At 68.1% G+C, this 24,529-nt stretch carries 23 protein-coding genes; 18 read left to right on the forward strand and 5 right to left on the reverse strand.

Annotated elements, in window-relative coordinates; translation table 11 throughout:
* Positions 1-167: 167 nt before the first annotated feature.
* Positions 168-1,166, reverse strand: coding sequence for a porin (locus ACS5NL_RS11795; protein ID WP_439353983.1), 999 nt, complete (start codon positions 1,164-1,166; stop codon positions 168-170).
* Positions 1,167-1,421: 255 nt separating this feature from the next.
* Between ACS5NL_RS11795 and coq7 the strand changes: the two genes are divergently transcribed.
* Positions 1,422-2,060, forward strand: coding sequence for a 2-polyprenyl-3-methyl-6-methoxy-1,4-benzoquinone monooxygenase (coq7, locus tag ACS5NL_RS11800; protein ID WP_439353984.1), 639 nt, complete (start codon positions 1,422-1,424; stop codon positions 2,058-2,060).
* Between the two features lie 14 nt (positions 2,061-2,074).
* On the opposite strand, the gene ACS5NL_RS11805 is transcribed toward coq7, so the two are convergent.
* Entirely contained in the window at positions 2,075-2,524 is a 450-nt protein-coding gene (locus ACS5NL_RS11805) for an OsmC family protein (protein ID WP_439353985.1), read from the reverse strand.
* 231 nt (positions 2,525-2,755) lie between these two features.
* On the opposite strand from ACS5NL_RS11805, the gene ilvA reads away from it, so the two are divergent.
* Both ilvA and ACS5NL_RS11815 read left to right on the forward strand, forming a co-directional pair.
* Positions 2,756-4,351: a threonine ammonia-lyase, biosynthetic gene (gene ilvA, locus ACS5NL_RS11810; protein WP_439353986.1), complete on the forward strand. Its 1,596-nt coding sequence runs from the start codon at positions 2,756-2,758 to the stop codon at positions 4,349-4,351.
* A 9-nt stretch (positions 4,352-4,360) separates the two neighbouring features.
* Positions 4,361-5,446, forward strand: a complete 1,086-nt coding sequence (locus ACS5NL_RS11815; protein WP_439353987.1) for a nicotinate-nucleotide--dimethylbenzimidazole phosphoribosyltransferase — start codon at positions 4,361-4,363, stop codon at positions 5,444-5,446.
* A gap of 43 nt (positions 5,447-5,489) precedes the next feature.
* On the opposite strand, the gene ACS5NL_RS11820 is transcribed toward ACS5NL_RS11815, so the two are convergent.
* Positions 5,490-5,990 carry a type II secretion system protein N gene (locus ACS5NL_RS11820; RefSeq protein ID WP_439353988.1) on the reverse strand — a complete coding sequence of 167 codons (501 nt, stop codon included), beginning with the start codon at positions 5,988-5,990 and terminating at the stop codon, positions 5,490-5,492.
* A 77-nt stretch (positions 5,991-6,067) separates the two neighbouring features.
* On the opposite strand from ACS5NL_RS11820, the gene gspG reads away from it, so the two are divergent.
* From gspG to ACS5NL_RS11880, 12 genes are all read left to right on the forward strand, one after another.
* A complete protein-coding gene (gene gspG, locus ACS5NL_RS11825; protein ID WP_439354208.1) occupies positions 6,068-6,571 on the forward strand; it encodes a type II secretion system major pseudopilin GspG in 504 nt (167 codons plus the stop codon).
* Complete coding sequence (locus ACS5NL_RS11830; protein ID WP_439353989.1) at positions 6,568-7,026, forward strand: prepilin-type N-terminal cleavage/methylation domain-containing protein; 459 nt, start codon at positions 6,568-6,570, stop codon at positions 7,024-7,026. Before gspG ends, ACS5NL_RS11830 begins: the two co-directional genes overlap by 4 nt.
* On the forward strand, positions 7,023-7,394 hold the full coding sequence (gspI, locus tag ACS5NL_RS11835; protein WP_439353990.1) for a type II secretion system minor pseudopilin GspI: 372 nt from the start codon (positions 7,023-7,025) through the stop codon (positions 7,392-7,394). The genes ACS5NL_RS11830 and gspI overlap by 4 nt, the downstream gene beginning before the upstream one ends.
* A gap of 1 nt (position 7,395) precedes the next feature.
* Complete coding sequence (locus ACS5NL_RS11840) at positions 7,396-8,100, forward strand: PulJ/GspJ family protein (RefSeq protein ID WP_439353991.1); 705 nt, start codon at positions 7,396-7,398, stop codon at positions 8,098-8,100.
* Positions 8,097-9,065: a type II secretion system minor pseudopilin GspK gene (gene gspK / locus ACS5NL_RS11845; protein WP_439353992.1), complete on the forward strand. Its 969-nt coding sequence runs from the start codon at positions 8,097-8,099 to the stop codon at positions 9,063-9,065. The genes ACS5NL_RS11840 and gspK overlap by 4 nt, the downstream gene beginning before the upstream one ends.
* An 86-nt stretch (positions 9,066-9,151) precedes the next feature.
* Positions 9,152-10,351 carry a type II secretion system protein GspL gene (gspL, locus tag ACS5NL_RS11850; RefSeq protein ID WP_439353993.1) on the forward strand — a complete coding sequence of 400 codons (1,200 nt, stop codon included), beginning with the start codon at positions 9,152-9,154 and terminating at the stop codon, positions 10,349-10,351.
* A gap of 77 nt (positions 10,352-10,428) precedes the next feature.
* A complete protein-coding gene (locus ACS5NL_RS11855) occupies positions 10,429-10,890 on the forward strand; it encodes a type II secretion system protein M (protein ID WP_439353994.1) in 462 nt (153 codons plus the stop codon).
* Positions 10,890-11,678, forward strand: a complete 789-nt coding sequence (gspN, locus tag ACS5NL_RS11860; protein WP_439353995.1) for a type II secretion system protein N — start codon at positions 10,890-10,892, stop codon at positions 11,676-11,678. Before ACS5NL_RS11855 ends, gspN begins: the two co-directional genes overlap by 1 nt.
* Before the next feature lie 34 nt (positions 11,679-11,712).
* Complete coding sequence (gspD, locus tag ACS5NL_RS11865; protein WP_439353996.1) at positions 11,713-13,839, forward strand: type II secretion system secretin GspD; 2,127 nt, start codon at positions 11,713-11,715, stop codon at positions 13,837-13,839.
* A gap of 10 nt (positions 13,840-13,849) precedes the next feature.
* Complete coding sequence (gene gspE / locus ACS5NL_RS11870; RefSeq protein WP_439353997.1) at positions 13,850-15,292, forward strand: type II secretion system ATPase GspE; 1,443 nt, start codon at positions 13,850-13,852, stop codon at positions 15,290-15,292.
* 92 nt (positions 15,293-15,384) lie between these two features.
* Entirely contained in the window at positions 15,385-16,611 is a 1,227-nt protein-coding gene (gene gspF / locus ACS5NL_RS11875) for a type II secretion system inner membrane protein GspF (protein WP_439353998.1), read from the forward strand.
* A gap of 7 nt (positions 16,612-16,618) precedes the next feature.
* Positions 16,619-17,515 (forward strand): 5'-nucleotidase, encoded by an 897-nt coding sequence (locus ACS5NL_RS11880; protein ID WP_439353999.1) that lies wholly within the window; start codon positions 16,619-16,621, stop codon positions 17,513-17,515.
* A 24-nt stretch (positions 17,516-17,539) separates the two neighbouring features.
* Here the strand turns inward: ACS5NL_RS11880 and ACS5NL_RS11885 are convergent, their stop codons facing one another.
* Positions 17,540-19,333 carry a DUF1566 domain-containing protein gene (locus ACS5NL_RS11885; protein WP_439354000.1) on the reverse strand — a complete coding sequence of 598 codons (1,794 nt, stop codon included), beginning with the start codon at positions 19,331-19,333 and terminating at the stop codon, positions 17,540-17,542.
* Positions 19,318-19,923 carry a hypothetical protein gene (locus ACS5NL_RS11890; protein WP_439354001.1) on the reverse strand — a complete coding sequence of 202 codons (606 nt, stop codon included), beginning with the start codon at positions 19,921-19,923 and terminating at the stop codon, positions 19,318-19,320. Before ACS5NL_RS11890 ends, ACS5NL_RS11885 begins: the two co-directional genes overlap by 16 nt.
* Before the next feature lie 137 nt (positions 19,924-20,060).
* Between ACS5NL_RS11890 and ACS5NL_RS11895 the strand changes: the two genes are divergently transcribed.
* From ACS5NL_RS11895 to ACS5NL_RS11905, 3 genes are read left to right on the forward strand one after another with little or no spacing between them, the layout of a single operon-like run.
* Complete coding sequence (locus ACS5NL_RS11895) at positions 20,061-20,771, forward strand: response regulator (protein WP_439354002.1); 711 nt, start codon at positions 20,061-20,063, stop codon at positions 20,769-20,771.
* Positions 20,768-22,687: a sensor histidine kinase gene (locus ACS5NL_RS11900; RefSeq protein ID WP_439354003.1), complete on the forward strand. Its 1,920-nt coding sequence runs from the start codon at positions 20,768-20,770 to the stop codon at positions 22,685-22,687. The genes ACS5NL_RS11895 and ACS5NL_RS11900 overlap by 4 nt, the downstream gene beginning before the upstream one ends.
* 54 nt (positions 22,688-22,741) lie before the next feature.
* Positions 22,742-24,514 (forward strand): ABC transporter ATP-binding protein/permease, encoded by a 1,773-nt coding sequence (locus ACS5NL_RS11905; protein ID WP_439354004.1) that lies wholly within the window; start codon positions 22,742-22,744, stop codon positions 24,512-24,514.
* The last annotated feature ends 15 nt before the right edge of the window (positions 24,515-24,529 follow it).

Here is a 24,529-nt window from a genome sequence, read left to right on the forward strand (position 1 = left end):
TTGCGTTCCAGGCCTCGGGGGAAAACCCTTAAAAATTCCCATCCTGTGGGTTTTTGACCACATGACCAGTCCAACACATCACACGCTGTAAGAAAAAAAGCCTGCCTTGTTTCCAAGGCAGGCTTTTTTAGCTTTGACATCAACCGGTAACGGACACCGGAAGAAGATCAGAAGTTGTGTTGCAGGGTCAAGTCGAAACCAGACTCCTTCTTACCCGTGGCACTACTAACCGCCTTGGAATCACGACCGTAGGAGGCCTCCAGAGTGGTGCGCTTGCTCAGAGGGTAGAGGTAACCCAAGCCCAGCTTGGAGTTGGTCACCACGCCCGAGTTCTTGTTCTTAGCACGAGCCAAGCCAACTAGCACCTTGCCAGGACCGGCAGGGATCGTTGCGCCAAGAAGCAGGCCCTCAGACTTCAGACCTGCTGTGGACTTGGTATTACCCATGCCAAACGCCAGCTTGGCCACACCCAGGTCATAGGTGACGTAGGCATTAACCAAATTACCGATGGACGCCCTGTCGGTACCCACACCCACATCCAGCGGACCGTTGGCGTATCCGACGGCAAAGCTGGTGTGTGCCTTGGAATCACTTTCTTTCACGCTGGTGGAAAGCGCCACTTTGACACCACTGAAACTACCGCTGTAGTGGATGATGTTGGCAGTGCGAATCACAGGGAAAGCTGCAAGCCGGTTGGCGTACATACCGACGCCGCGCAGGGCACCAGCACCATCACCACCGAAGGGATCGGGTACGTTGGCTGCGCCCAGGAAGTTGGCGCTGTAGTAGCGACCCAGACGAACTTCACCAAAGGAACCAGCAAGACCAACGGTCGACATACCGTTCCACATGGTGGAGGAAGCCGGTGTCACGACGCCGGTCGTGGCATTGGTACCACCAGGGTTGAACGTGGCATCTGCGCCAGTGTCGGGGCGGAAGCGATGCTCAATTTGGAACTTGGCTTGCAGACCACCGCCCAGATCTTCAGCACCGCGAAAACCCAAACGGCTGCCGTGAATATCATCCAACGAAGCAATGTTGGACTTTCCGCCAAGGCTGGACTTTTCCAGACTGACGTTCACCTTGCCGTAAATCGTCACGGAGGACTGTGCGAAAGCAGCGCCGGTAGCAGCCACTGCGGCCAGAGCAATCAGGGTCTTTTTCATTGAAGGAATCTCCAAGGTTAATAAATGGGCTCAGCAGTCTTCGCCGCTGAGCCAACCTCCGTTACTGGAAGTGACACGATTGCACCAGAAGGCTCCCGGGCACGCAAAGCTTTCACTCTGTTTTGTCGTGCTGGGACAACAGGAATTCACCCTACTAGTAGAAATACCTAGAACGTTAGTACGCCAACAAATAAGCGGAGATGCATCAAAATTCCGCATCAATATCAGCAGATCACCCCTGCAAAAAAATCGACCATGGACAGCCTTCTGATTGCCGCCGATTCGGCATTGCGCACCCTGTTTGCACAGCCCCGGGCAACCCGCTCCTGCAACACCCTGCCCGAATCGAATGCCGATGCGCTAAATGGGGATGAACGCAAGATTTCAGGCGCCCTCATGCGCGTCAATCACGTCGGTGAGGTTTGCGCGCAGGCTCTGTACACCGCACAAGCGCTTGCCGCCCGGCAAGGCAACACTCCGGGGCGTGAATTCCTCGCGAAGCAACTCGAAGACGCCGGACGGGAAGAAACGGATCACCTTGCCTGGACACGGGAACGCCTGGACGAACTGGGCTCGCGCCCGTCGTTGCTCAATCCGCTCTGGTACGCCGGGGCTTTCGGCATCGGACTGGTGGCAGGGCGATTTGGGCCGGGAGTCAGCCTCGGCTTCGTGGTCGAAACCGAACGCCAGGTGGAAGCGCATCTGGCTTCCCACATGGAACGCTTGCCCGCCGGCGATCAGACGTCAAAAGCCATCGTGGCGCAAATGAAAGCCGATGAAGCCCGGCATGCCCGTGACGCCCAGCGCGCTGGTGCCGTGGAGTTGCCTGGCCCGGTAAAGATGGTGATGCGCGCGGCGGCGCGCGTCATGACCACGGTGGCTCACCGCATCTGAGCGGCGTTCCGCGATCAGACTTCCACCAGATCAAACCCGGTGGTGATTTCCGCTGTTTTGCCCAGCATGATGCTGGCGGAACAGTATTTTTCGTGGCTCATGGCAATGGCCCGCTCCACGGCCGCAGGCGGAATGCCTTTGCCGGTCACGGTGAATTGCATGTGGATCTTGGTGAACACCTTGGGATCGGTTTCGGCCCGCTCGGACGTCAGCCTGACGCTGCAACCCCGCACATCGTGCCGGCCACGCTTGAGAATCAGCACGACGTCATAGGCTGTGCATCCCCCGGTCCCGGCCAACACGGTCTCCATCGGACGCGGTGCCAGGTTGGCGCCGCCGTTTTCCGGCTTGGCCGCGTCGGGTGCCCCATCCATGGCGAGCACATGGCCACTGCCCGTTTCGGCCACAAAACCCATGTTTGATCGCGTCCCGGACCCACCGGTCCATGTCACCGTGCATTCCATCTGATTCGTGTGTGATTTAGTTGACGGGCTTCGAGAGGCAGCTCACTAAAAAGTAGCAAAATGAGCCACAAGGATGTTGCATCGCAACATGCTCCCGGTATACTGCAGGCATTGTATTGAAGGTTGTCTCCTCTGCCCTCCACGGGTGGATTCAAACCCGGACCGGCTCAGCCAGTCCGGGTTTTTTTTCGCCGTTTCGGGCTCGCTATCATGGTTGACTCAGGAATACCCATGACCTCACGCCCCTCCAAGCCCCGCACCAGTCCTCCGGCAACGCCCCCCCTCAGCCCCTCGGACTACCTCAAGAAGATCCTGACCGCACGTGTCTACGACGTGGCGGTCGAATCCGCCCTGGAGCCGGCGCGCAATCTCAGCCGCCGGCTGCACAACCAGGTGTTGCTCAAGCGCGAAGACCAGCAACCGGTGTTCAGCTTCAAGCTGCGCGGCGCCTACAACAAGATGGCGCACCTGTCTCCGGCCCAACTGAAGAAGGGTGTGATCTGCGCCTCGGCGGGCAACCACGCGCAGGGCGTTGCCCTCGGCGCCAAGCGGCTCGGCACGCGCGCGGTGATCGTCATGCCGACCACCACCCCCCAGGTCAAGGTCGACGCGGTCCGCTCGTTCGGCGGCGAGGTCGTGCTGGTCGGCGACAGCTACTCGGACGCCTACACCCACGCACTTCGCCTGCAGAAGAAAGAGGGCCTGACCTTCGTCCACCCGTTTGACGACCCGGACGTGATCGCCGGCCAGGGCACGATCGCCATGGAGATCCTGCGCCAGTTGCAGAGCATCGGCTCGGACAAGCTGGATGCGGTGTTCGTGGCCATCGGCGGCGGCGGCCTGATTTCCGGCGTGGCCAACTACATCAAGGCAGTGCGCCCCGAGATCAAGGTCGTCGGCGTGCAAACCGTCGATTCGGACGCCATGCTGCGCTCGGTCGATGCCGGAGAGCGCGTCACCCTGAACGACGTCGGCCTGTTCGCCGACGGCACCGCGGTCAAGCTGGTGGGCGAAGAAACCTTCCGGATCGCCAGTGGCCTGGTCGACGAGTTCGTCGTGGTCGACACCGATGCGGTCTGCGCCGCGATCAAGGACATCTTTGTCGACACCCGCAGCATCGTCGAGCCCTCGGGCGCGATGGCGGTGGCCGCCATGAAGCAGTACGTGGCCAGGCACAAGACCAAGGGAGAGACCTACGCAGCCATCCTGTGCGGCGCCAACATGAACTTCGACCGCCTGCGCTTTGTCGCCGAACGCGCCGAGGTGGGTGAAGAGCGCGAAGCCCTGTTCGCCGTCACCATTCCCGAAGAGCGTGGCAGCTTCAAGCGTTTCCTGGAGTCGTTCGACAGCCTGCCGGGTGGCCCGCGCAACATCACCGAGTTCAACTACCGGATCAGCGACGACAAGACCGCCCACGTGTTCGTCGGCATGACCACGCAGGGCCCTGGCGAGTCGACCAAGATCGCGGGGAATTTCCGCAAGCGGGGCTTCGAGTCGCTGGACCTGACCCACGACGACCTGGCCAAGGAACACATCCGCCACATGGTCGGCGGACACTCGCCGCTGGCCCACGACGAGCGCCTGCTGCGCTTCGTGTTCCCCGAGCGGCCGGGGGCGCTGCTGAAGTTCCTCAACCTGATGCGACCGGGCTGGAACATCAGCCTGTTCCACTACCGCAACCAGGGCGCCGACTACGGCCGCATCCTGGTGGGTCTGCAGGTGCCTCCCAAAGACGACAAGGCCTTTGCCAAGTTCCTCGACACCCTGGGCTATCCCTACGTCGAGGAAACACACAATCCGGTGTACCGCCTGTTCCTCAAAAGCTGAACCTCCGCCATGAACTCCCGGCCTGCCCCGCTCACGGAACCACCCATCGACAACGAAGTGGCGGCCGCCAGACCTTCATGGCCCGAGGTGCACCCCACCCCCCACCTCCAGCTGGACCTGATGGTCCAGCACCACCTCAACGGACCGACCGAGTCCGAACAGGCCTTCGGGCATGTGGAGGCCCTGGTCAGGCAGCTGGCCGCCATCCAGCACACCGACCAAGGTCTGCAGAACATCCGCTTCGAGGCGCCACAGCTGGTGGTGTTCGCCGCCGACCACGGCATCGCCGACGAGGGGGTGTCGACCTTCCCGCAGGAAACCACCAGGCAGCGGGCACTGGCGCTGCTGACCGGAAAAAGCCATGTGAACGCGCTCGCCGACCTGCACGGCTTTGCCGTCACGCTGGTGGACGCAGGGGTCGGGTCGCACATCCAGCTGCCGCCGGACACCGAAGCATCGGTGCCGCTGCTGCTGCGCAAGATCGGCTACGGCACGCGCAACATGGTGATCACCCAGGCGATGTCGGTCGCGCAGGCCCGTGCGGCGATCGAGGCCGGCATGGACGTGGCGCGGCATTTGCCTGGCAATGTCGTCGCACTGAGCAACATTGGCGTGGCGGGCAATGCCTCCGCCGCGCAGCTGCTGTCTCGACTGTGCGGCGTGCCACTGGCCGACGCCTGTGGCAAGGATCAGGCGGAGGACGAGGTCGGGGCGCAGCGCAAGCTCGAACGCCTCTTTGCCGCCGCCAGCCGCCACCGCAAGGCCACCAAACCGCTGGATGTGCTGGCCGCCATGGGTGGCTTCGAGATCGCGATGCTCTGTGGTGCGATCCTGCAGGCAGCCAGCGAACGGCGCGTGGTGCTGCTCGACGGATTCGTGGCGGGTGCGGCGGCCCTGGTGGCCAGGGCGCTGGTGCCTGCCGTGGCCGATTACCTCGTGTTTGCCCAGCGCTCGGCAGAACCCGGACACCGCCTGCTGCTGATCCACATGCAGGCCTCGCCGCTGCTGGACATGAACCTGCGCACCGGCCAGGGCGTGGGTGCACTGCTGGCCTGGCCGCTGCTGCTGGCGGCTCAGCGCCTGATCGAACGCTGAGGAAACAAATCCTCACACAGCCGCGCCGGCAACCTCCGGCCGGTCATTCCTTGTGTTCGGGGAGGTTCAGTTCAAACGCCGCCGGATCGTCCGAACGGGCACCCAAGCGCACCATGCGCTGGCCCACCGACAGCAGGCGCACATCGCCATCGACCACGGCGCCCACGGTCACCGGCCGCGGCGGTTGTGCGTCCACACCGATCAACGCCGCACCGCGCTGACCAGGCTGCCCGACCAGGCCCATCAGCTTGAAACGAGAGGAAACAGGGGGCGCCACAGGCGCATTGACCGGTGCTTCGGGCTGTGCACCCAGGGCGCGAGCGACAGCACCGACATCGGCCTGCAGCGGATTGCCTGCCATCGCCGCCACCGGAACCAGCGGCGCCTGGCCCCAGACCTGCAGCACCCAGTACGCCGTGACCAGCGCCGCCAGCAGCCACAGCAGACCCGCCGTCACCGCCGGTGCCAGACGGCCTCCGCCAGAGGCGGCAAGGGCTCCTCCCGATGGGCGAAACAGGCTCAAAGAGAAGGTGCGTTTAAGCATGGGCGCATTATGATCCAAGCACCACGGCGACCGGCCCTGCGAGACAGGCTCCGGTGGCCGCCTCCGGCAGCGCCGACATGGTCTGCCAACTGCGATTCCGGGAGTCTGTCTTGAATTCTGTTTCCGTCCCCTCGGCAAGGTCCTCCACCCCGTTCTCTGCCACGGTGCGCCGCCTGCAACGCGGCTTCACGCTGATCGAACTGATGGTGGTGCTGGTGATCATCGGCGTGCTGGCGGCGCTGATCGTGCCCAACGTGCTCGACCGCGCAGACGATGCGCGCGTCACTGCCGCACGCACCGACGTCAACAACCTGATGCAGGCGCTCAAGCTCTACCGCCTGGACAACCAGCGTTACCCCAGCGGCGCGCAGGGCCTGACCGCGCTGGTCGCCAAACCCACGGCCGCGCCCGTGCCCCCGAACTGGCGTCCCTACCTCGAGAAGCTGCCGGCCGACCCCTGGAACCGCCCATACCAGTATGTGAGTCCCGGCCTGCATGGCGAGATCGACGTGCTGTCGCTGGGGGCAGACGGTCAACCGGGTGGCGAAGGCAAGGACGCGGACATCGGCAGCTGGCAGTGAAACCCGGATCGCGCGGTTTCACCCTGCTGGAACTGCTGATCGTGGTGGCGATCGTGGCACTGGCCACCGCGGGCGTGAGTCTTTCGCTGCGCGACACCAACGCCACCGCCCTGGACGATGAAGCGGTCCGCCTGGCCGCCATGTTCGAGTCGGCCCGTGCGCAGTCGCGCACCAGTGGCGTGCCGGTGCGCTGGCGCAGCAATGCGCAGGGCTTCGAGTTCCAGGGAATCACCACCAGCGCCGACGCCCGCGACTCGCTGGCACACCCCCGCACCTGGCTCAACGGGCAGACGCGCGCGCGGGTGGTCCAGCCGCCCGGCGCCAGCGAACTGCTGCTCGGCCCCGAGCCGCTGATCGCGGCCCAGCAGATCGAACTCGCGCAAGGCGAGCGGCGTCTGGTGCTGGGCACCGATGGTCTCGGGCCTTTCGCGGTCGTGCCCGCCGCCACGCCATGAACCGCCGCGGGCGTGGGTTCACGCTGATCGAGATCCTGGTGGCGCTGGCCGTCGTGGCGGTGGCGCTGGCCGCTGGCACGCAAGCCACCTCGGCCCTCACCCGCAATGCCGCCAGGCAGAGCGACCAGTGGCTGGCCCAGCTGTGCGCGGAAAACGAGCTGATCCGGCTGCGGCTGCTGCGGCAGCTGCCGGGTGTGGGCGAGAGCACCAGCGAATGCAGCCAGGCCGGCCGCACGATGCAATTGCGCGTGGCGGTGCAGCCGACGCCCAACCCCAACTTCCGGCGCATCGACGCGATGGTCGAGTCCACGGTCGATGGCAACGAAGTGCGCCTGCTGAGCCTGTCCACCATCATGGGACGGTACTGAAGTGAAGCGAGGCAGCCCGCGTGGCTTCACCCTGATCGAACTGCTGGTGGCGCTGGCCATCATGTCCATGCTCGCCCTGCTCAGCTGGCGCTCGATCGACGGCATGAACCACGCGCAGACGCTCACCCGCGAACGTGCCGACGGACTGCTGCGGCTGCAGGCGGCCCTGGGCCAGTGGAACGCCGACCTGAATGCGGTGGTCGACACCGACGAGCTCAATCCGATGGAGTTCGACGGCAAGGTGCTGCGCCTGACCCGCCGCGACGCGGCCGAAGGCGGTGTCGAGAGCGACGGCGTGCGTGTCGTCGCCTGGACCCGGATGCAGCGTGGCGACATGGCCGGTGCGCAGTGGGCGCGCTGGCAATCGGCGCCGGTGCGCCGGCGCGACGAGCTGGCGCAGGCCTGGCAACGGGCCTACGAGTGGGCCGAATCGGGAACCAGCGCACAGGCGGCAGACGCGCGAGACAGTGCCGTCATGCTCGGCGCCATCGACCAGTGGCAGCTGTCCTATCACCGCGGCGAGACCTGGGGCAACCCGCTCTCGTCGGTCGGCAACGAGAGTGCGGGCAGTGCCTCGGCGGGCATTGACACCCTGCCCAATGCCGTGCGGCTGGTGCTCACGCTGAGTGCGGGCCAGGGCCTGGCGGGCACGGTGACCAGCGACTGGCTGCGCCCGACCCTCGTGACGGGGCGGTCCGCGTCATGAAGCCACAACGCGGCGCCGCCCTGCTGCTGGCGATGCTCACCGTGGCGCTGGTCGCCACGCTGGCCTCGGCCGCGCTGTGGCAGCAGTGGCGCTCGGCCGAGGTCGAGTCGGCCGAACGGCGCCGGCTGCAGGCCAGCTGGATCCTGGTCGGCGCGCTGGACTGGGCGCGCCTGATCCTGCGCGAAGATGCGCGCGCCAACCAGAACACCGGCGCCGCCGACCACCTGGGCGAGCCCTGGGCGACGCCGCTGGAGGAAGCGCGGCTGTCGAGCTTTCTCGCGGCCGACAAGAACAACAGCGCCGAGGAGCTGATGCCGGCTTTTCTGTCGGGCGAGATGATCGACCTGCAGTCGCGCCTGAACTTCCGCAACCTGGTCAGGACCATCGGCGCCGGCGCGCAGGCCAAGGCCGAGGTCTCGGCGGCCGATGTGGCCACCTTCACGCGGCTGTTCTCGCTGCTGAACCTGCCGGCGGCCGAGCTCACGGTCGCCACCGCCAACCTGCTCAAGACCACCCAGCAGGCCATGAGCGATCCCCAGCCCTCGGAGTCGCCGCTGCTGCCGCAGCGCTTTGCGCAGCTGCGCTGGCTCGGCCTGAGCGCCCACACGCTCACCGTGCTGCAGCCGCACGTCACGGTGCTGCCCGAACGCAGCCTGCTCAACCTCAACACCGCCAGTGCCGAAGCGCTGAGCGCCAGCATCCCCGGCCTGGACCTGGCACTGGCGCAACAGGTGGTGACCAGCCGGGCCACCACCCCGTTCACCGACCTCAAGAGCGCGATCGCCCGCATTCCCGGGGCGACCGACAAGACCGTGACCAGCCAGACCCACGACGTGCGCAGCCGCTTCTTCGAGGTGCGGGCGCGCCTGCGGCTGGACGACACGCTGATCGAAGAGCGTTCAATGGTCCAGCGCAACGGCATGAGCACCCAGGTCCGCTGGCGCGAACGGGTGGCCGCGTCGTGAGCGTTGCCACCCTGTTGTCCCACCATGCGCCTCTCTAGAATGCGAAGCTGTCTGTCCCACCACCCGTGCCGCGGCCCGATTCCGACGTGCTGATCCTCACCCCCACCGACTTTTCCCTCAGTCCGCCCACACCGACCTCGGTGCTGGACTGGGTGAGCTCGCCCAATGGCCAGCAGGCCGGGGAGCACGGCAGCAGTGCCGCGTCCCTGCTGCCGGCCGACGACGACGTGGTGCTGGTGCTGCCACCGCGCGCGGTGTCCTGGCACCGCATCGCCCTGCCCAAGGTCGCCGGAGGCCGCCTGCGCGCCGCGCTCGACGGTCTGCTGGAAGACCGGCTGCTGGACGACACGCCCGAGCTGCATTTCGCGCTGGAGCCGGGCGGCAAGCCCGGTCAGACGCTGTGGGTCGCGGCCTGCGGGAAAACCTGGCTCAAGGCCTGGTTGCAGGTGCTCGAAGGCGCCGGGCGGCCGGTGGCGCGCATCGTGCCCGCGGCCTGGCCACTGGGCGCCGGACAGGCACCGTCGGCCGAACACTGGGCCCATGCACAAGGTGGTCGCGCCTGGCTGGTGAGTGCGACGGCGCAGGGTGTCGCGACCTTGCCGCTGCCGACCGAAGGATCGATGGGCGTGTCCGACAGCGCTGAAGATGCCCGCTGGCTGACCGAACCCTCGGTCGCCGCGCAGGCCGAACACGCACTGGACCGCCGGCTGGAACTGCTGCCCCTGCACCTGCGGCTGCTGCGCGCGGCGCAGGGTGGATGGAACCTGGCGCAGTTCGACCTGAGCCTGTCGGGCAATGCGCGCCGCGGCCAGCGCCTGAAGCAGGCGCTGCGCCAGTTCGTCAGCGCGCCCGAATGGCGCCCTGCCCGCTGGGGCCTGGCGGTGCTGCTGCTGTCGCTGCTGGGTGGCATCAACGCGCTGGCCTGGATGGAGCGCAACAGCCTCGCGGCCAAGAAGACCGCGGTGTCGCAGGTGCTGCAGAAGACGTTCCCCGAGGTGACGCTGGTGCTCGACGCGCCGGCGCAGATGCGCCGTGCCCTGGTGCAGCTCCAGCAGTCCAGCGGCGTGCTGTCGACCGAAGATCTCGAAGCCATGCTGGCCGCGACCGCCGCGGTCGCGCCCGAGGCCTCGCCGGGCAACATCGACTTTTCTGCCGGTGATGCCCGCCTGGGCACCTGGACCGTTCCCGAAGACCGCCTGCAGACCCTGATGCAGGCCCTCAACGCGCGGGGCTGGCAGACCAGCCTGGACGGCGGCACGCTGCGCATTCGACCGAAAGCACCCTGATGGCCGGCCCCGCAAGAAAAGCCCCTCTCTCCCCCCTGTCCAGCCTGGGTGACCGCCTCAGCGTGACCATGCAGGGCATGTCCCCGCGCGAACAGCGCCTGGTGCGCGTGGCCGCCTGGGTGGTCGGACTGGGCCTGCTGTGGTGGGTCGGGCTGGCGCCCGCGCTCGACACGCTGCGCCAGTCGAAAGCCCGCCACGCCAGGCTCGACAAGGAGCTGGCCCTGGTGCAGGCGCAGGCCGCCAGCGCCGAGGTGCTGCGCACACAGAACGCCACGCCCCCGCCCGGCCGCGAGGCCGCGCTGCGGGCGCTGGAAGAGGCCACGCGTGGTCTGGGCGCCGGCGCCAGCCTGGCGCAGCAGGGCGACCGTGCCACCGTCACGCTCAAGGGCGTCGCACCCGGCGCGCTGGCGCAATGGCTGCAGCAGGTGCGCATCAACGCGCGCGTGCTGCCGGTGCAGGCGCAGATCCAGCGCGGCGACCAGGCCGCGTGGTCGGGACAGATCGTGCTGGCCGGGCCCGGCCTCGGAGCGGGCAACTGATGGCGACGCAACGTTCCCGCCGCTGGGCCTGGCTCGGTGCGATCACCGGCCTGCTGGTGGCGACCGTCGTGTTCGCACCCGCCCGCTGGCTCGGCAGTGCACTGGCCAGCCTCACCGACAACAAGCTGCAGCTGCTCAACGCGCGCGGCACCGTGTGGAACGGCCAGGGCGACCTGCTGCTCAGCGGCGGCGCCGGCAGCAAGGGCCAGACCGCCCTGCCCGAAGGCATCCGCTGGAAGCTGGGACCCGCCTGGTCGACCGGCCCGGCGCTGCGAGCGCGTGTGAGCTCTCCCTGCTGCACCGAGCAGCCGATCGCGGTCACATTCAAGCCTGGCTTCGGCAGCGCCAGCGTGCGTTTCGATGCCTTCAGCAGCCGCTGGCCGGCGGCGATGCTGGTCGGGCTGGGCACGCCGTGGAACACGCTGCGGCTCGATGGCCAGTTGCAGCTGCAGTCGCCCGGTTTTGCCGTGGCCTGGAACAGCGGCCGCCCCAGCCTGCAGGGCCAGATCGCGGTCGAGGCCCAAGATCTGGCGACCCGCGTGTCCACGCTGCGCCCGCTGGGCAGCTACCGGGTCGAGATCCGGGCCGGCGCCGACGACCAGGCCAGCCTGTCGCTGGCCACGCTCAGTGGCGGCCTGCAACTGCAGGGCAACGGACAGTGGGTCGGCGGACGCCTGCGTTTCCGCGGCGACGCCCAGGCCGCACCGGGCAACGAGACCGCACTGGCCAACCTGCTGAGCATCATCGGCCGCCGCGAAGGCACGCGTTCCCTGCTTACGTTCGGATAAGGGTCCACACAGGACTTCGCGATAGGATCAACCCATGAAACCGACCCTCTCTCCCGCCGCGCTCGCCCTGGCCATCGGCCTGGCCCTCGGCACGCTGGGTGCACCGACCATCGCCATGGCGCAGTCCAAGCGCGCCGCCGAACCCGTCACCCTCAGTTTCGTTGGCGCCGAGATCGAAGCCGTCGCCCGCACCATCGCCACCATCACCGGCCGCAACGTCGTCGTCGACCCGCGCGTCAAGGGCACGATCAACCTCTCGACCGACAAGCCGGTGGCGCCGATGGTGGCGCTCAACCAGTTCGCCGCCGCGCTGCGCCTGCAGGGCTTCTCGCTGGTGGAAACCGGCGGCCTCTACAAGATCGTCCCGGAAGCCGACGCCAAGCTGCAGAGCAACACCGTCAACGCGGCCGCGGTCGAGAAGCTGCCCGCCAGCAACCAGATCGTCACCCAGATCTTCCGCCTCAACCACGAGTCGGCCAACAACCTGGTGCCGGTGCTGCGGCCGCTGATCGGCCCCAACAACACCATCAACGTCAACCCGGGCAACAACTCGCTGGTCATCACCGACTACAGCGACAACCTGCAGCGCATCGGCCGCATCATCGCCGCGCTCGACGTGGCCGGCGCCACCGATGTCGAGATCATTCCGTTGCAGCACGCGGTCGCGGCCGACCTAGCACCCATGGTGCAGAAGCTGATCGAATCCAGCGGTGCCACCGCGGGCGCCGCGCCCGGCCAGGCGGGCGATGCGTCCTACCGGACCACGCTGCTGGCCGAGCCGCGCAGCAACAGCCTGATCCTGCGCGCCGCCAACCCGGCCCGCCTGGCGCTGGTGCGTTCGCTGGTGAGCCAGCTCGACCGCCCCACCGGCAGCAGCGCGGCCGGCAACATCCACGTCGTCTATCTCAAGAACGCCGACGCGGTCTCGCTGGCCACCACGCTGCGTGCCGCGATGGCCAGTGAAGGTGGTGGCGCGGCGTCCGGCGGCACCACCACCGTGCGCAATGCCGCTGGCGGCGCCAGCAGCACGGCCAGCCCGGGCAGCTCCAGCGCCGCGACGACCCCGGTCGCGGCCTCGGCCGGCCCGTCCACCGGCGGCCAGATCCAGGCCGACCCCGCCACCAACGCCCTCATCATCACCGCGACCGAGCCGCAGTACCGCCAGTTGCGCGCGGTGATCGACCAGCTCGACGCTCGCCGGGCGCAGGTCTATGTCGAAAGCCTGATCGCCGAGGTCAACGCCGACAAGGCGGCCGAGTTCGGCATCCAGTGGCAGGGCCCGCTGGGCAACCTGGGCGACAACACCGTCGGCCTGCTGGGCACCAACTTCGGCACCGGCGGCAACAACATCCTGACCAATCTGCTGCCGATCGCGCAAGGCGACACCGCCAGCATCACGGCGCCGGGCACCGGCCTGAACCTGGGCGTGGCGGCGCGCCGCAACGGCGTCTACCTGCTGGGCTTCCTCGCCCGCTTCCTGCAGACCAACGGCGACGGCAACATCCTGTCCACCCCCAACCTGCTGACGCTGGACAACGAAGAGGCCAAGATCGTGATCGGCCAGAACGTGCCCTTCGTGACCGGCCAGTACACCAACTCCAACAACAACTCGTCGAGCTCCGGCACCGTCAACCCGTTCCAGACCATCGAGCGCAAGGACGTGGGCCTGACCCTGCGCGTGAAGCCGCAGATCAGCGAGAACGGCACCATCAAGATGACCATCTTCCAGGAGGTCAGCAGCGTGCAGGCCTCGTCGGTCAACTCCACCACCGGCCTGATCACCAACAAGCGCACCATCGAGTCGACCGTGCTGGTCGACGACGGCGGCATCGTGGTGCTCGGCGGTCTGCTGCAGGACGAGTACTCGGGCAACCAGGACAAGGTGCCGGGCCTGGGCGACATTCCCCTGTTTGGCAACCTGTTCAAGAGCGAGACGCGGGGCCGCAAGAAGACCAACCTGATGGTGTTCCTGCGCCCGGTCGTGCTGCGCGACGCGCGCGCCACCAACAACTTCTCGCTCGACCGCTACGAGCTGATGCGATCGGTGCAGAAGGATGCCCAGCCGGTGTCGAGCGAGCTGGTGCGGGTCAACGAGGCGCCGGTGATGCCGCCGCAACGCGCGCCCGAAACCGCGCCGGCCACCCCCGCCCCCACCAAGTGACGGTGTGGCGATGAAGCACCCGCTGCCCTACGCCTTCGCGCGCGAACACCTCTGGCTGCTGGCGGACGACGGCGGGCAGCTCACGCTGCACGGCAGCAGCACCCCGGCGGCCGACGACGCAGCGCAGACGCGGCGTCTGTCGGCGCTGGCGGAAATCCTGCGTTGCCACGACGTGGGCACCCTGCAGTGGGAACCGGGCGAGCTGCTGACCCAGCGCATCAGCGCCGCCTACGCGCAGGGCGAGTCCAGCGCCGCGGCCGTGGTCAGCGAGGTGCAGAGCGACGCCGATCTGAGCCGCATGATGCAGGAGCTGCCGGCGATCGAGGATCTGCTGGAGACCGCCGACGACGCGCCCATCATCCGCATGCTCAACGCGCTGCTGACGCAGGCCGCGCGCGACGGCGCCAGCGACATCCACATCGAACCCTTCGAGCGCCATTCGAGCGTGCGCTTCCGCGTCGACGGTACGCTGCGCGAGGTCGTGCAGCCCAACCGCGCGCTGCACGCCGCCCTGATCTCGCGCCTGAAGATCATGGCCGAGCTGGACATCTCCGAGAAGCGCCTGCCGCAGGACGGCCGCATCTCGCTGCGCATCGGCACCCGCGCGGTCGACGTGCGGGTCTCGACCCTGCCCAGCGCCCACGGCGAACGCGCCGTGCTGCGTCTGCTGGACAAGAGCGAGAGCCGCCTCAACCTCGAAGCGGTCGGCATGCAGGGCGATGTGCTCTCGCGTTTCGAGCGCCTGGTGCACCAGCCGCACGGCATCATCCTCGTGACCGGCCCGACCGGCTCGGGCAAGACCACCACGCTGTACGCCGCGCTGCAGCGGCTGGACGCGACGCAGCAGAACATCATGACGGTCGAGGACCCGATCGAGTACGAGCTGCCCGGTGTCGGTCAGACCCAGGTCAACGCCAAGATCGATCTGGACTTCGCCCGTGCCCTGCGCGCCATCCTCCGGCAAGACCCGGACGTGGTCATGATCGGCGAAATCCGCGACTTCGAGACCGCGCAGATCGCGATCCAGGCCTCGCTCACCGGTCACCTGGTGCTGGCGACCCTGCACACCAACGACTCGGTCAGCGCCGTGACGCGCCTGACCGACATGGGGGTCGAGCCCTTCCTGCTGTCGAGCTCGCTGCTGGGCGTGCTGGCGCAGCGCCTGGTGCGCCGCCTCTGCACCCACTGCCGCCGCCAGGACCCGACCGGCCGCTGGCAACCGGTGGGCTGCGCGCACTGCAACCAGACCGGCTACAAGGGCCGCACCGGCATCTACGAGCTGCTGGTCTGCGACGACCCGATCCGCGCGCTGATCCACAACCGCGCCGCCGAGAGCGAGCTGCTCGCAGCGGCGACCGCGACCGGCCTGCGCTCGATGCGCGCCGACGGCCAGCACCTGGTCGACGAGGGCGTCACGTCCGAGGCCGAAGTGCTGAGCGTCACCCGGGACTGACCATGCCCCCACGCTTGTCACTTCGTGTACTTCGCTGCCCCCCGAGGGGGCTGGCCTTGCTTGGGGCGGCCCTGCGCTGCGGCCACTGACCCATGCCCGCCTATTCCTTCGAGGCGCTGGATGCGCAGGGCGCGACGCAGAAAGGCCTGATCGACGCCGAGACCGCCAAGGCCGCGCGCACGATGCTGCGTGGCCGCGGGCTGGTGCCGCTGGCGGTCGACCCCGCCGTCGGCAACGGCACCCAGCGCAACGAGGGGCTGAACATCACCCTGTTCGGCGGCCGCACCTTCGGGGCGACCGGACTGGCGGTCTGGACACGCCAGCTCGCCGGCCTGGTTTCCTCGGGCCTGCCGCTGGAACGCGCGCTCTCGGCCCTGTCCGAAGAGGCGGAGAAGGACGAACAGCGCCGGCTGGTCGCCAGCCTGCGCGCCGAGGTCAATGCGGGTGCATCGTTCGCGACCGCGCTGACGCAGCACCCGCGTGAGTTCTCGCCGATCTACACCGGCGTGATCGCCGCGGGCGAACAGAGTGGCCAGCTGGGCACGGTGCTCGAACGCCTGGCCGACGACCTGGAAACGCGCGAGGCGCTCAAGAACAAGCTGGTCGGTGCCTCGCTCTACCCGGCCATCGTCACCCTGGTGGCGATCGTGATCGTGATTTTCCTGGTGAGCTACGTGGTGCCGCAGGTCGCGGGCGTGTTCGCCGGCAGCAAGCGCGCCCTGCCCTTCCTCACGGTGGCGATGCTGGCGATCAGCAGCTTCGTGCGCAGCTACGGCTGGGTGATGCTGGGGCTGGTGATCGCGGCCGGCGCATCGGTGGTGCTGGCGCGCCGCAACGACGCGTTGCGCCTGCGCATGGACGCCGCCTGGCTGCGCCTGCCGCTGGTGGGGCGCCTGGCGCGTGGCTACAACGCGGCGCGGTTTGCCGGCACGCTGGCCATGCTCTCGGGCGCGGGTGTGCCGATCCTGCGCGCGCTGCAGACCGCCGCCGAGACGCTGTCGAACCGCGCCATGCGCGCCGACGCGCTGGACGCGCTGGTGCTGGTGCGCGAGGGCGCACCGCTGGCCTCAGCCCTGGCCAGCAAGAAACGCTTTCCGCCGCTGGTCGCGATGTTTGCGCGCCTGGGCGAACAGACCGGCCAGCTGCCGGTCATGCTGCAGCGGGCGGCCGCGCAGCTGGGCGCCGAGGTGCAGCGCCGCGCCATGCACATGGCGACCATCCTGGAGCCGCTGCTGATCGTGGTGATGGGGGCGGTGGTGATGCTGATCGTGCTGGCGGTGCTGATGCCGATCATCCAATTGAACCAACTGGTGAAGTGAACCTGCCATGCCGGTGACGCTCGACGGACAACTGGTGGTGGCGATTTCTTCGCGGGCGCTGTTCGACTTCGAGGAAGAGAACCGCGTCTTCGAGACCGGCGACGACCGGGCCTACATGAAGCTGCAGCTGGAGCGGCTGGAGCAACCCGCACCGCCGGGCGTGGCGTTCTCGCTGGTGCAGAAGCTGCTGGCGTTCAACGACGCGACGACGCAGCGGGTCGAGGTGGTGATCCTCTCGCGCAACGACCCGGTCTCGGGCATGCGCGTGTTCCGCTCGGCGCAGCACTACGGCCTGCCGATCCAGCGCGGCAGTTTCACGCGCGGCCAGCCGCCGTGGCGCTACCTGCGGCCGCTGCGCGCCAACCTGTTCCTCTCGACCCACCTGGCCGACGTGCGCGCCGCGCTGGACGCGGGCGTGCCCGCTGCGCAGGTGTATCCGCAGTCGGTGCACGCGAGCGACGCGCATCCGCACGAGGTGCGCATCGCCTTCGACGGCGACGCCGTGCTGTTCTCCGACGAGGCCGAGCGGGTCTACCAGAGCGAAGGGCTGTCGGCTTTTCAGGCCCACGAAGCCAGCCACGCCGGACAACCCCTGGCCGGCGGGCCGTTCAAGCCGCTGCTCGAAGCCCTGCACCGCCTGCAGGCCGAGGGCACGAACGCCATGCATGTGCGCACGGCCCTGGTCACCGCCCGCAGCGCCCCGGCCCATGAGCGCGCGATCCGCACGCTGATGGAATGGGACATCCAGGTCGACGAGGCCATGTTCCTGGGCGGACTGCCCAAGGGCGAGTTCCTGCGCGAGTTCGAGCCCGACTTCTTCTTCGACGACCAGACCGGCCACATCGAATCGGCCTCGCTGCATGTGCCGGCCGGGCATGTGGCCTCGGGCGTCTCCAACGCCTGAGGCCCGGCCGCCTGATCGCAGCCCTCAGGGGTTGATCCTGACCAGACGCACGCCAGTGAGGTCGGTGCGGCTGGTGTAGCCCACGGCACCGGTGGTGAACCCCACCGCCCAGGCGCCCGCCGTGTTCGCCACCAGGGGCGTCGACGACCAGGCCGCCGGCTGCCCCAGCGCCGGGAAGGCATTGGTGTCGATCCGCGGTGACGCGGTGCGGGTGCGGTCGACCAGGCTGCCCAACTCCTTGATGTTGGGCAGGCGCCAGCCACTCTGGTTCCGCGCATGCACGAGGGCCTGTTCCTGCGAGAAGGAGCCGGCGGTGCCGGTGCAGGTGTTGCCGTTCCAGTTCATGCCTTCCAGGCAACGGCGCCACTGCAGACCCGTGAGCGCATCGTTGACCAGGTTGTTGGCGGCGTCGCCCGCATAACTCACGCTGCCGAAGCTGAAGCGCGGATCGTTGAGCATGCTGCCGCGCACCAGACGCACGTGGTGGGCGTTGCTGGTGCTGTCGGTGAACACCATGCCGTCGGCAAAGGACGTGGTGAAGCCGGTCGACCCCGACGACGTGTCGGACGACCAGTACTCACCAGCCTGCGTGCCCGCCGGTCCCTTGGACAGCGCCATGGGCGGGGAGGTGTCGCCGTACCGGAGCATGGTCTGCAGCTCCAGGGCCGTGGGCATCCGCCAGTCGGTGAAGCCGCACAGGGCCAGGGCGTTGACCGCCGCCACATAGCCGCTGGTGTCGGTGGCGGCGTTGTTGCCCAGGCGGGTGTAGGTGTTGGAGCCGGCACGGGTGCCGGTGCCGGTCTTGCCTTCCCAGACCAGGCCGGTGATTTCGTCGGCCATGCACTGGTCGCTGGTGAACCCGGTCAGCAGCAGGAAGCGCATGGGGTTGATGTTGATGCGGTGTCCGTCCTGCTGGACGCTCAGGCTGGTGGCCGCGCTGTCGGTGCAGACGACCAGCGTGTTGCTGCCCGCCTGCAGACACTGGGCGCTGCCCACGCCGGTGTTCGGCAGTTTCTCGGCCCGCCAGTCGCTGTCGAGCACGTGGTAACCCACACCCTCGAAGCTGTAGGTCGCGCTCAGGTTGGCGATGATGCTGTTCTTCTCGCTCTCGCTGGCCGTGTAGAAGTGAAAGCCTTTGCTGGGCACGAAGAAGCGGTAGAACGGGATCAGCCCCGCGCCGGCCACCTGGCTCGCGTGATAGGCCACACCCTCATACAGAAAGTGCGGCAAGGTCGCCACCACGCTGGCTCGCTCGGCCTCACTGATGGTGTAGAAGTGCACGCCGGTCTGCGTGTTGAAGAAGCGGTGCACAGGACTCAAACCCGGCGAGAACGCACTGGCGACCGAGAAGGCCGCGCCTTCCAGGCCGAACGGTGGGGAGAGCGTGGCGACGATGTTGTCGCGCTCGACCGTGCTCGTGGTGAAGAAATGCGCGCCGGTGCTGCCGTTGTAGAAGCGGTAGACGGGGGTGCTCACCGCCAGGGCCTTGCGCGCCACCGCGCCCGACACGTAGGCGCTTTTGGCGGCGATCTGGCCGGCGGGCAGCGCGTCCAGCGGTGCCGGCGACGGCGACGCGTCGGCCGCCGCGGCCTGCTTCTCGGCCGCGGCCAGTTCGGTGCGGCTGAGCACGGCGCCATCCGTCTCCGCCGTGGTCGCGGCCCGCTCACCCGTCGCGTCCGGAGAAGCGCCGCCGCCGCACGCGGTCAGGAGGGCGCACAGGGTTCCCGCCACCAGCGGGCGGACGAAGGACGGGAACGAAAAGACGGGACTCAGCGGCACGGTGTGCTCCTTCTGGTGTTCGATCACAGGGGCGCGCAAGGGTCCACCGCGGCGGCCTTGTGGCCTGGCAAGGCCTTCGAGCACGTATCGGTCGCCGGGGCCGGCGCGGGTGCCGGGGGCGGTGACGCCACGGGGGCCGGGGCGGGCGAAGCCACCGGCGCAGGCGCAGGTACAGGTGCAGGGTTCGTCACCGGTGCAGGAGCGGGCGTTGCAACCGGTGCCGGCGCGGGCGATGGTTCGGGCGCCGGTGCCGGCGTTTGCGCCACGACCGGCGCCGGTGCGGGCGCTGGAACGGGCGAAGTCTTGGACTTCGTGTTGGCCGCCCCAAGGCCCAGCTGGACCTGGCCGTTGAGCCAGTCGTAGCCGAGGGTCAGTGCGCCATGGCGGAAGGTGTAGCCCACACTGGTGTCGAAGCCCCACGACCGGGTTGCGGCCCAGGGAAAGTAGCTCACGCCCACCGCGGCAGCGAGCTTGTCGCGTCGGTCTGTCGACAGCAGCTTGAGGGTGATGCCCGTGTCGCCGCCGAAGTTGTGGCTGATGCCGAGCATGACGCCTGGTTCGGCATGGGCGGGCATCCCGACGGCACTGCAGACAGTGGCAACGACGGTGGCCAGCAGGGGCTTTTTCATGAACTTCTCCGGACGGTGTGGGATGGGCAGGAACGCTTTCATGCTATGGACGGCCCTGGCCCCGCGATACCCCAGAACATGGGTGTCGCCCGCCGCAACGAGAGCGCTAAGATGAATCGACCCGAGAACTCCACCCCGTGAACGACACCGCCACCGCCCGCCCCACCGACGACCAATGGCGCATCGTGCTGCTGGAGGACGACGAGCGTCTGCGGGGGTTCTTCGAGCAGAGCATCCGCCAGCACCCGGCGCTGGAGCTGTGTGCCTCGTTCAACCGGCTGCGGGACGCGCAGGCCTGGCTGGAAGAGCACCCGGTCGACCTGCTGCTCACCGACCTGGCGCTGCCCGATGGCCACGGGCTGGAGCTGATCTACCGCCTGCGCAAGATGCAGCCCAACTGCGAGACCCTGGTGATCTCGGTGCTGGGCGACGAAGACACGGTGCTGGCCTGTGTGGAAGCCGGTGCGGTCGGCTACATCCACAAGGACACGCAGCCCGACGACATGGGCCAGATCATCGTGGACGTCAAGCGCGGCGCCTCGCCGATCTCGCCCATGCTGGCGCGCAAGCTGCTCCAGCGCCTGCGACAGGCCGACAGCGCAGATTCGCCGTCAACCCCGCCGGCGGCCTCTGTCGAGGCGGTGAAGCTGACGGCGCGCGAGAGCGATGTGCTGCGCCTGATCGCGCGCGGCTACACCTACGCCGAGATCGGCGAGATGGAAGGCATCTCCAAACACACGGTGCAGATGCACATCAAGAACCTGTACGGGAAGCTGGCTGTGAACTCGCGCGGTCAGGCCGTGTACCAGGCCGGCCTGATGGGTCTGGTGGGACCGCCCGGATCGTGACGGCAACAGGCCGAACCGTCCGCCCGCGCTGGCTGGCGCCGCTGGTGGTGCTGGGTTTTCTGCTGGCGCTGCTGTGGCTGCTCACGCCCGGGCAGGCGGTGCCCGGACCTGGCGCACAACTGCTCGACCACGCGCAACGCATCACCGCGCCGGGCCGGACCGCGGTCGATCAGCCCCTGCCTCTGCACTGGGACATCAGCGCCCCGGGCCAGCAGGCGGTGGCCGATCTGCGGGTGCGCTTCGAGCGCCCCGGCACGGGCGCCGACGCGGCAGCGCCGTGGTCGCTGCTGATCCCGCGGCTGGGCAATGCCTGGGCGATCGAACTCAACGGGCAGGAACTTGCCAGCGCCGGCCGGCTGGACCAGCCCGGCGACGCCTGGGCCGCCAAGCGGCCGGTCTGGCTGACCCTGCCGACGGTGCTGCTGCAGCCGCAGAACGAGCTGCGCATCCGCCTGCGCATGGACACCGCGCGGCGCGCGGGGCTGTCGCGTCTGTGGGTCGGGCCCACGGCGTCCCTGCTGCCCATGCGGGACCGCGAGGAATGGCTGCGCTCGAGTCTGCCGCAGGCCGCTTCGGTGCTCAGCCTGGTCGTGGCCACGTTGTGCATCCTGCTCTGGCTGCAGCAGCACGATCCGCTGTACGCCTGGGCCGCCCTGGGGGAACTGGCGTGGGCGCTGCGGGTCGCGGACTCCTGGTGGGAGGCTTCACCGATGGGCTGGCCGGCCTGGGGGCTGGCCGTGCTCGGCCTGATCTGGATCTGGTCTGGTGCGCTCTACCAATTCATCGCCGCCTTGCAATTCACGCCCAGACCACGCTGGGAGCGCCACACCATCGGCCTGAGCTTGCTGGGCGGACCGCTGGCCTATGGTCTGAGCTGGGCCCTGCAGACGCTCGGTGGCCGCGATGAAATGGCGCAGCACCTCGGCCCACTGGCCTACGGCCTGGGCTCGGGCCAGCAGACACCGATGTTCCTGGTGGTGTGGATGCTGGGCACCTTGCTGTTCTGGGCGGTATTGAATGTTCGCCTGGCGCTCGAGGTCTGGCGCAAGCCCGACCTGTCCAGGGCGCTCGTGGTCATTGCGCTGGCGTTGAGCCTGATGGCCATCGCCCGCGACATCTACGCCGGCCGGGCCAGCGCCCTGCACTACGAAGAATCGGCCTGGGCGAAGTACGCGGCCGTCACGCTGGCGCTGTCGGTGCTGGTCATCGTGAGCCTGCGCTTCCAGCAGGCGCGTGATGAGCTGCTGCGCCTGAACAGCAGCATCGGCCAGAAGCTGGCGCAGCGCGAGGCCGAGCTGACACAGCGGCACGAACAGGTCACTGCCCTCGAACGGGAACGCGCCGCGGCCGAGGAACGCACCCGCATCCTGCGCGACATGCACGACGGCGCCGGCGCGCACCTGATCGCCGCCATCCACCAGGTCGAGAGCGGGAAGGCCACGCGCCAGGAGCTGCTGCAGACGCTGCGGGAATCGCTCGACCAGCTGCGGCTGAACATCGACGCCATGCACCTGCCACCGGGCGACATCAACGCCCTGCTCTCCAGCCTGCGCTACCGGCTGGAGCGGCGCATCCAGGCCGCGGGCCTGAAGCTGGTCTGGCGCGCCGACGAGCTGCCGCTGGTCGCGCACTTCCAGAGCCCGCAGCTGCGCCATGTGCAGTTCATCGTGCTGGAGGCGATTTCCAACGCCATCCAGCACGCCCAGGGCAGCCGCCTGACGATCTCGGCCACCGCCGACCCCACGCATGTCGTGCTGGAACTCCGCGACGATGGCGTGGGCGCCGGCCACGGCGCCGGCCACGGCCTGCGCGGCATGCGGGAACGGGCGGCCCTGATCGGCGCGGCGCTGGAGCGCTCCAGCGACCACACCGGCACCTGCGTGGTGCTGCGGCTGCCACTGCTGCCGTCGGTATAGCATCGACCACGCCCGGGGTTCGGCCCTGGCTGTGTTTCCGCCGGAGAACCCCGCATGACCTCACCCACCAAGTTCCAGAACTTCCGCGCCTTCCTGCGCAAGGCCCTGGCGCTCGCCCTGCCCTACTTCAACTCCGACCAGAAATGGAAGGCACGCGGACTGCTCGCGGCCATCGTCGCGCTCAACCTGGGCGCGGTCTACATGCTGGTGCTGATCAACGACTGGAACCGCGTGTTCTACGACGCGTTGCAGAACAAGGACCAGGCCACCTTCTGGCGCGAACTCGGGCGCTTCACCTACCTGGCCTTCGGCTTCATCATCATCGCGGTCTACCGCTTCTACCTGCGCCAGGTGCTGGAGATGCGCTGGCGTGCGTGGATGACAACGCACTACCTCGACCGCTGGCTGGCCAACAAGGCCTTCTACCAGCTCGAACTCAACCGCTTTTCCAAGGGCGTCGACGCGCCGCCGGACAACCCCGACCAGCGGATTGCCGAAGACGTCAACAGCTTCACCAGTGCCACGCTCGGTCTCTCGATGGGCCTGCTCAACGCCGTGGTCACCCTGGCCAGCTTCATCGGCATCCTCTGGACGCTCTCGGGCAGCTTCTCGTTCGACTTCCAGGGCAGTTCGCACACCATCCCCGGCTTCATGGTCTGGATGGCGGTGCTGTACTGCGCAGTCGGCAGCGTGCTCGCCCACTACATCGGGCGACCGCAGATCCAGCTCAATTTCCAGCAGCAGCGCGTCGAGGCCAACTTCCGCAACCACCTGGTGCGCATGCGCGAATACAGCGAGTCGATCGCGCTGGACCGTGGCGAGCCAGTCGAGCGGCAGTTCCTGGGCGATCGCTTCGGCGCGGTGCTGGGCAACTACTGGCAGCTCATCAAGGCGCAGAAGCGCCTGATCTGGTTCACCACCGGCTTCGGCCAGGCCGCCACCGTGTTTCCCTTCATCGTCGCGGCGCCACGCTTCTTCAGCGGCGCGATCCAGCTGGGCGAGCTGATGCAGATCGCCTCGGCCTTCGACCGCGTGCAGGGCGCCCTGTCCTGGTTCGTCGACAACTACGACAGCCTGGCCGCCTGGCGCGCCACGACCGACCGCCTGACCAGCTTCGAGGAAAGCTTCCAGGCGCTGCAGAAGGCGCCCCTGGAAACCACCGAAGCGACCGTGCCCGACACGCTGCAGATCGACCAGATGGACCTCGCCCTGCCGGGCGGCGTGGCCCTGTTCTCGGCCCACGGCCTGCGGCTGCAGGCGGGCGAGAGTGTGCTCATCAAGGGCCCCTCGGGCAGCGGCAAGTCCACGCTGTTCCGCGCGCTGGCCGGCATCTGGCCCTGGGCCAGGGGCAAGCTGCAGCGCCCGGCCGACTTCGACCAGCGCGTGATGTTCCTGCCGCAACGGCCGTACTTCCCGGTCGGCAGCCTGCGCCAGGCGCTGGCTTATCCCGAACCGGTGAACCACTACGGCGATCAACAGCTGAAGCAGGCGCTGACCGACGCCCTGCTGCCGCACCTGTCGACACGGCTGGACGACGACGACAGCTGGGGCCAGAAGCTCTCGGGCGGCGAGCAGCAGCGGCTGGCGATTGCCCGCGCCCTGCTCAAGCAGCCGCGCTGGCTGTTTGTCGACGAGGCCACCAGCGCCCTGGACGAAGCGGCGGAACGCACAGTCTACGAGCGGCTGCAGGCCCTGGTGAAGTCGCAGAACGGCGCCCTGGTCTCGATCGCGCACCGTCCAGGCGTGGCCGCATTCCATGCGACGCAATGGGTGCTGACGCCGGGAACCGGCGAAGGGGACGCGCGCTTTCGCATGAGCGCGGCCTGACGGCCGCCGCGTGAT

The organism is Hydrogenophaga sedimenti (genome assembly GCF_051857515.1).
Taxonomy (GTDB): domain Bacteria; phylum Pseudomonadota; class Gammaproteobacteria; order Burkholderiales; family Burkholderiaceae_C; genus Hydrogenophaga.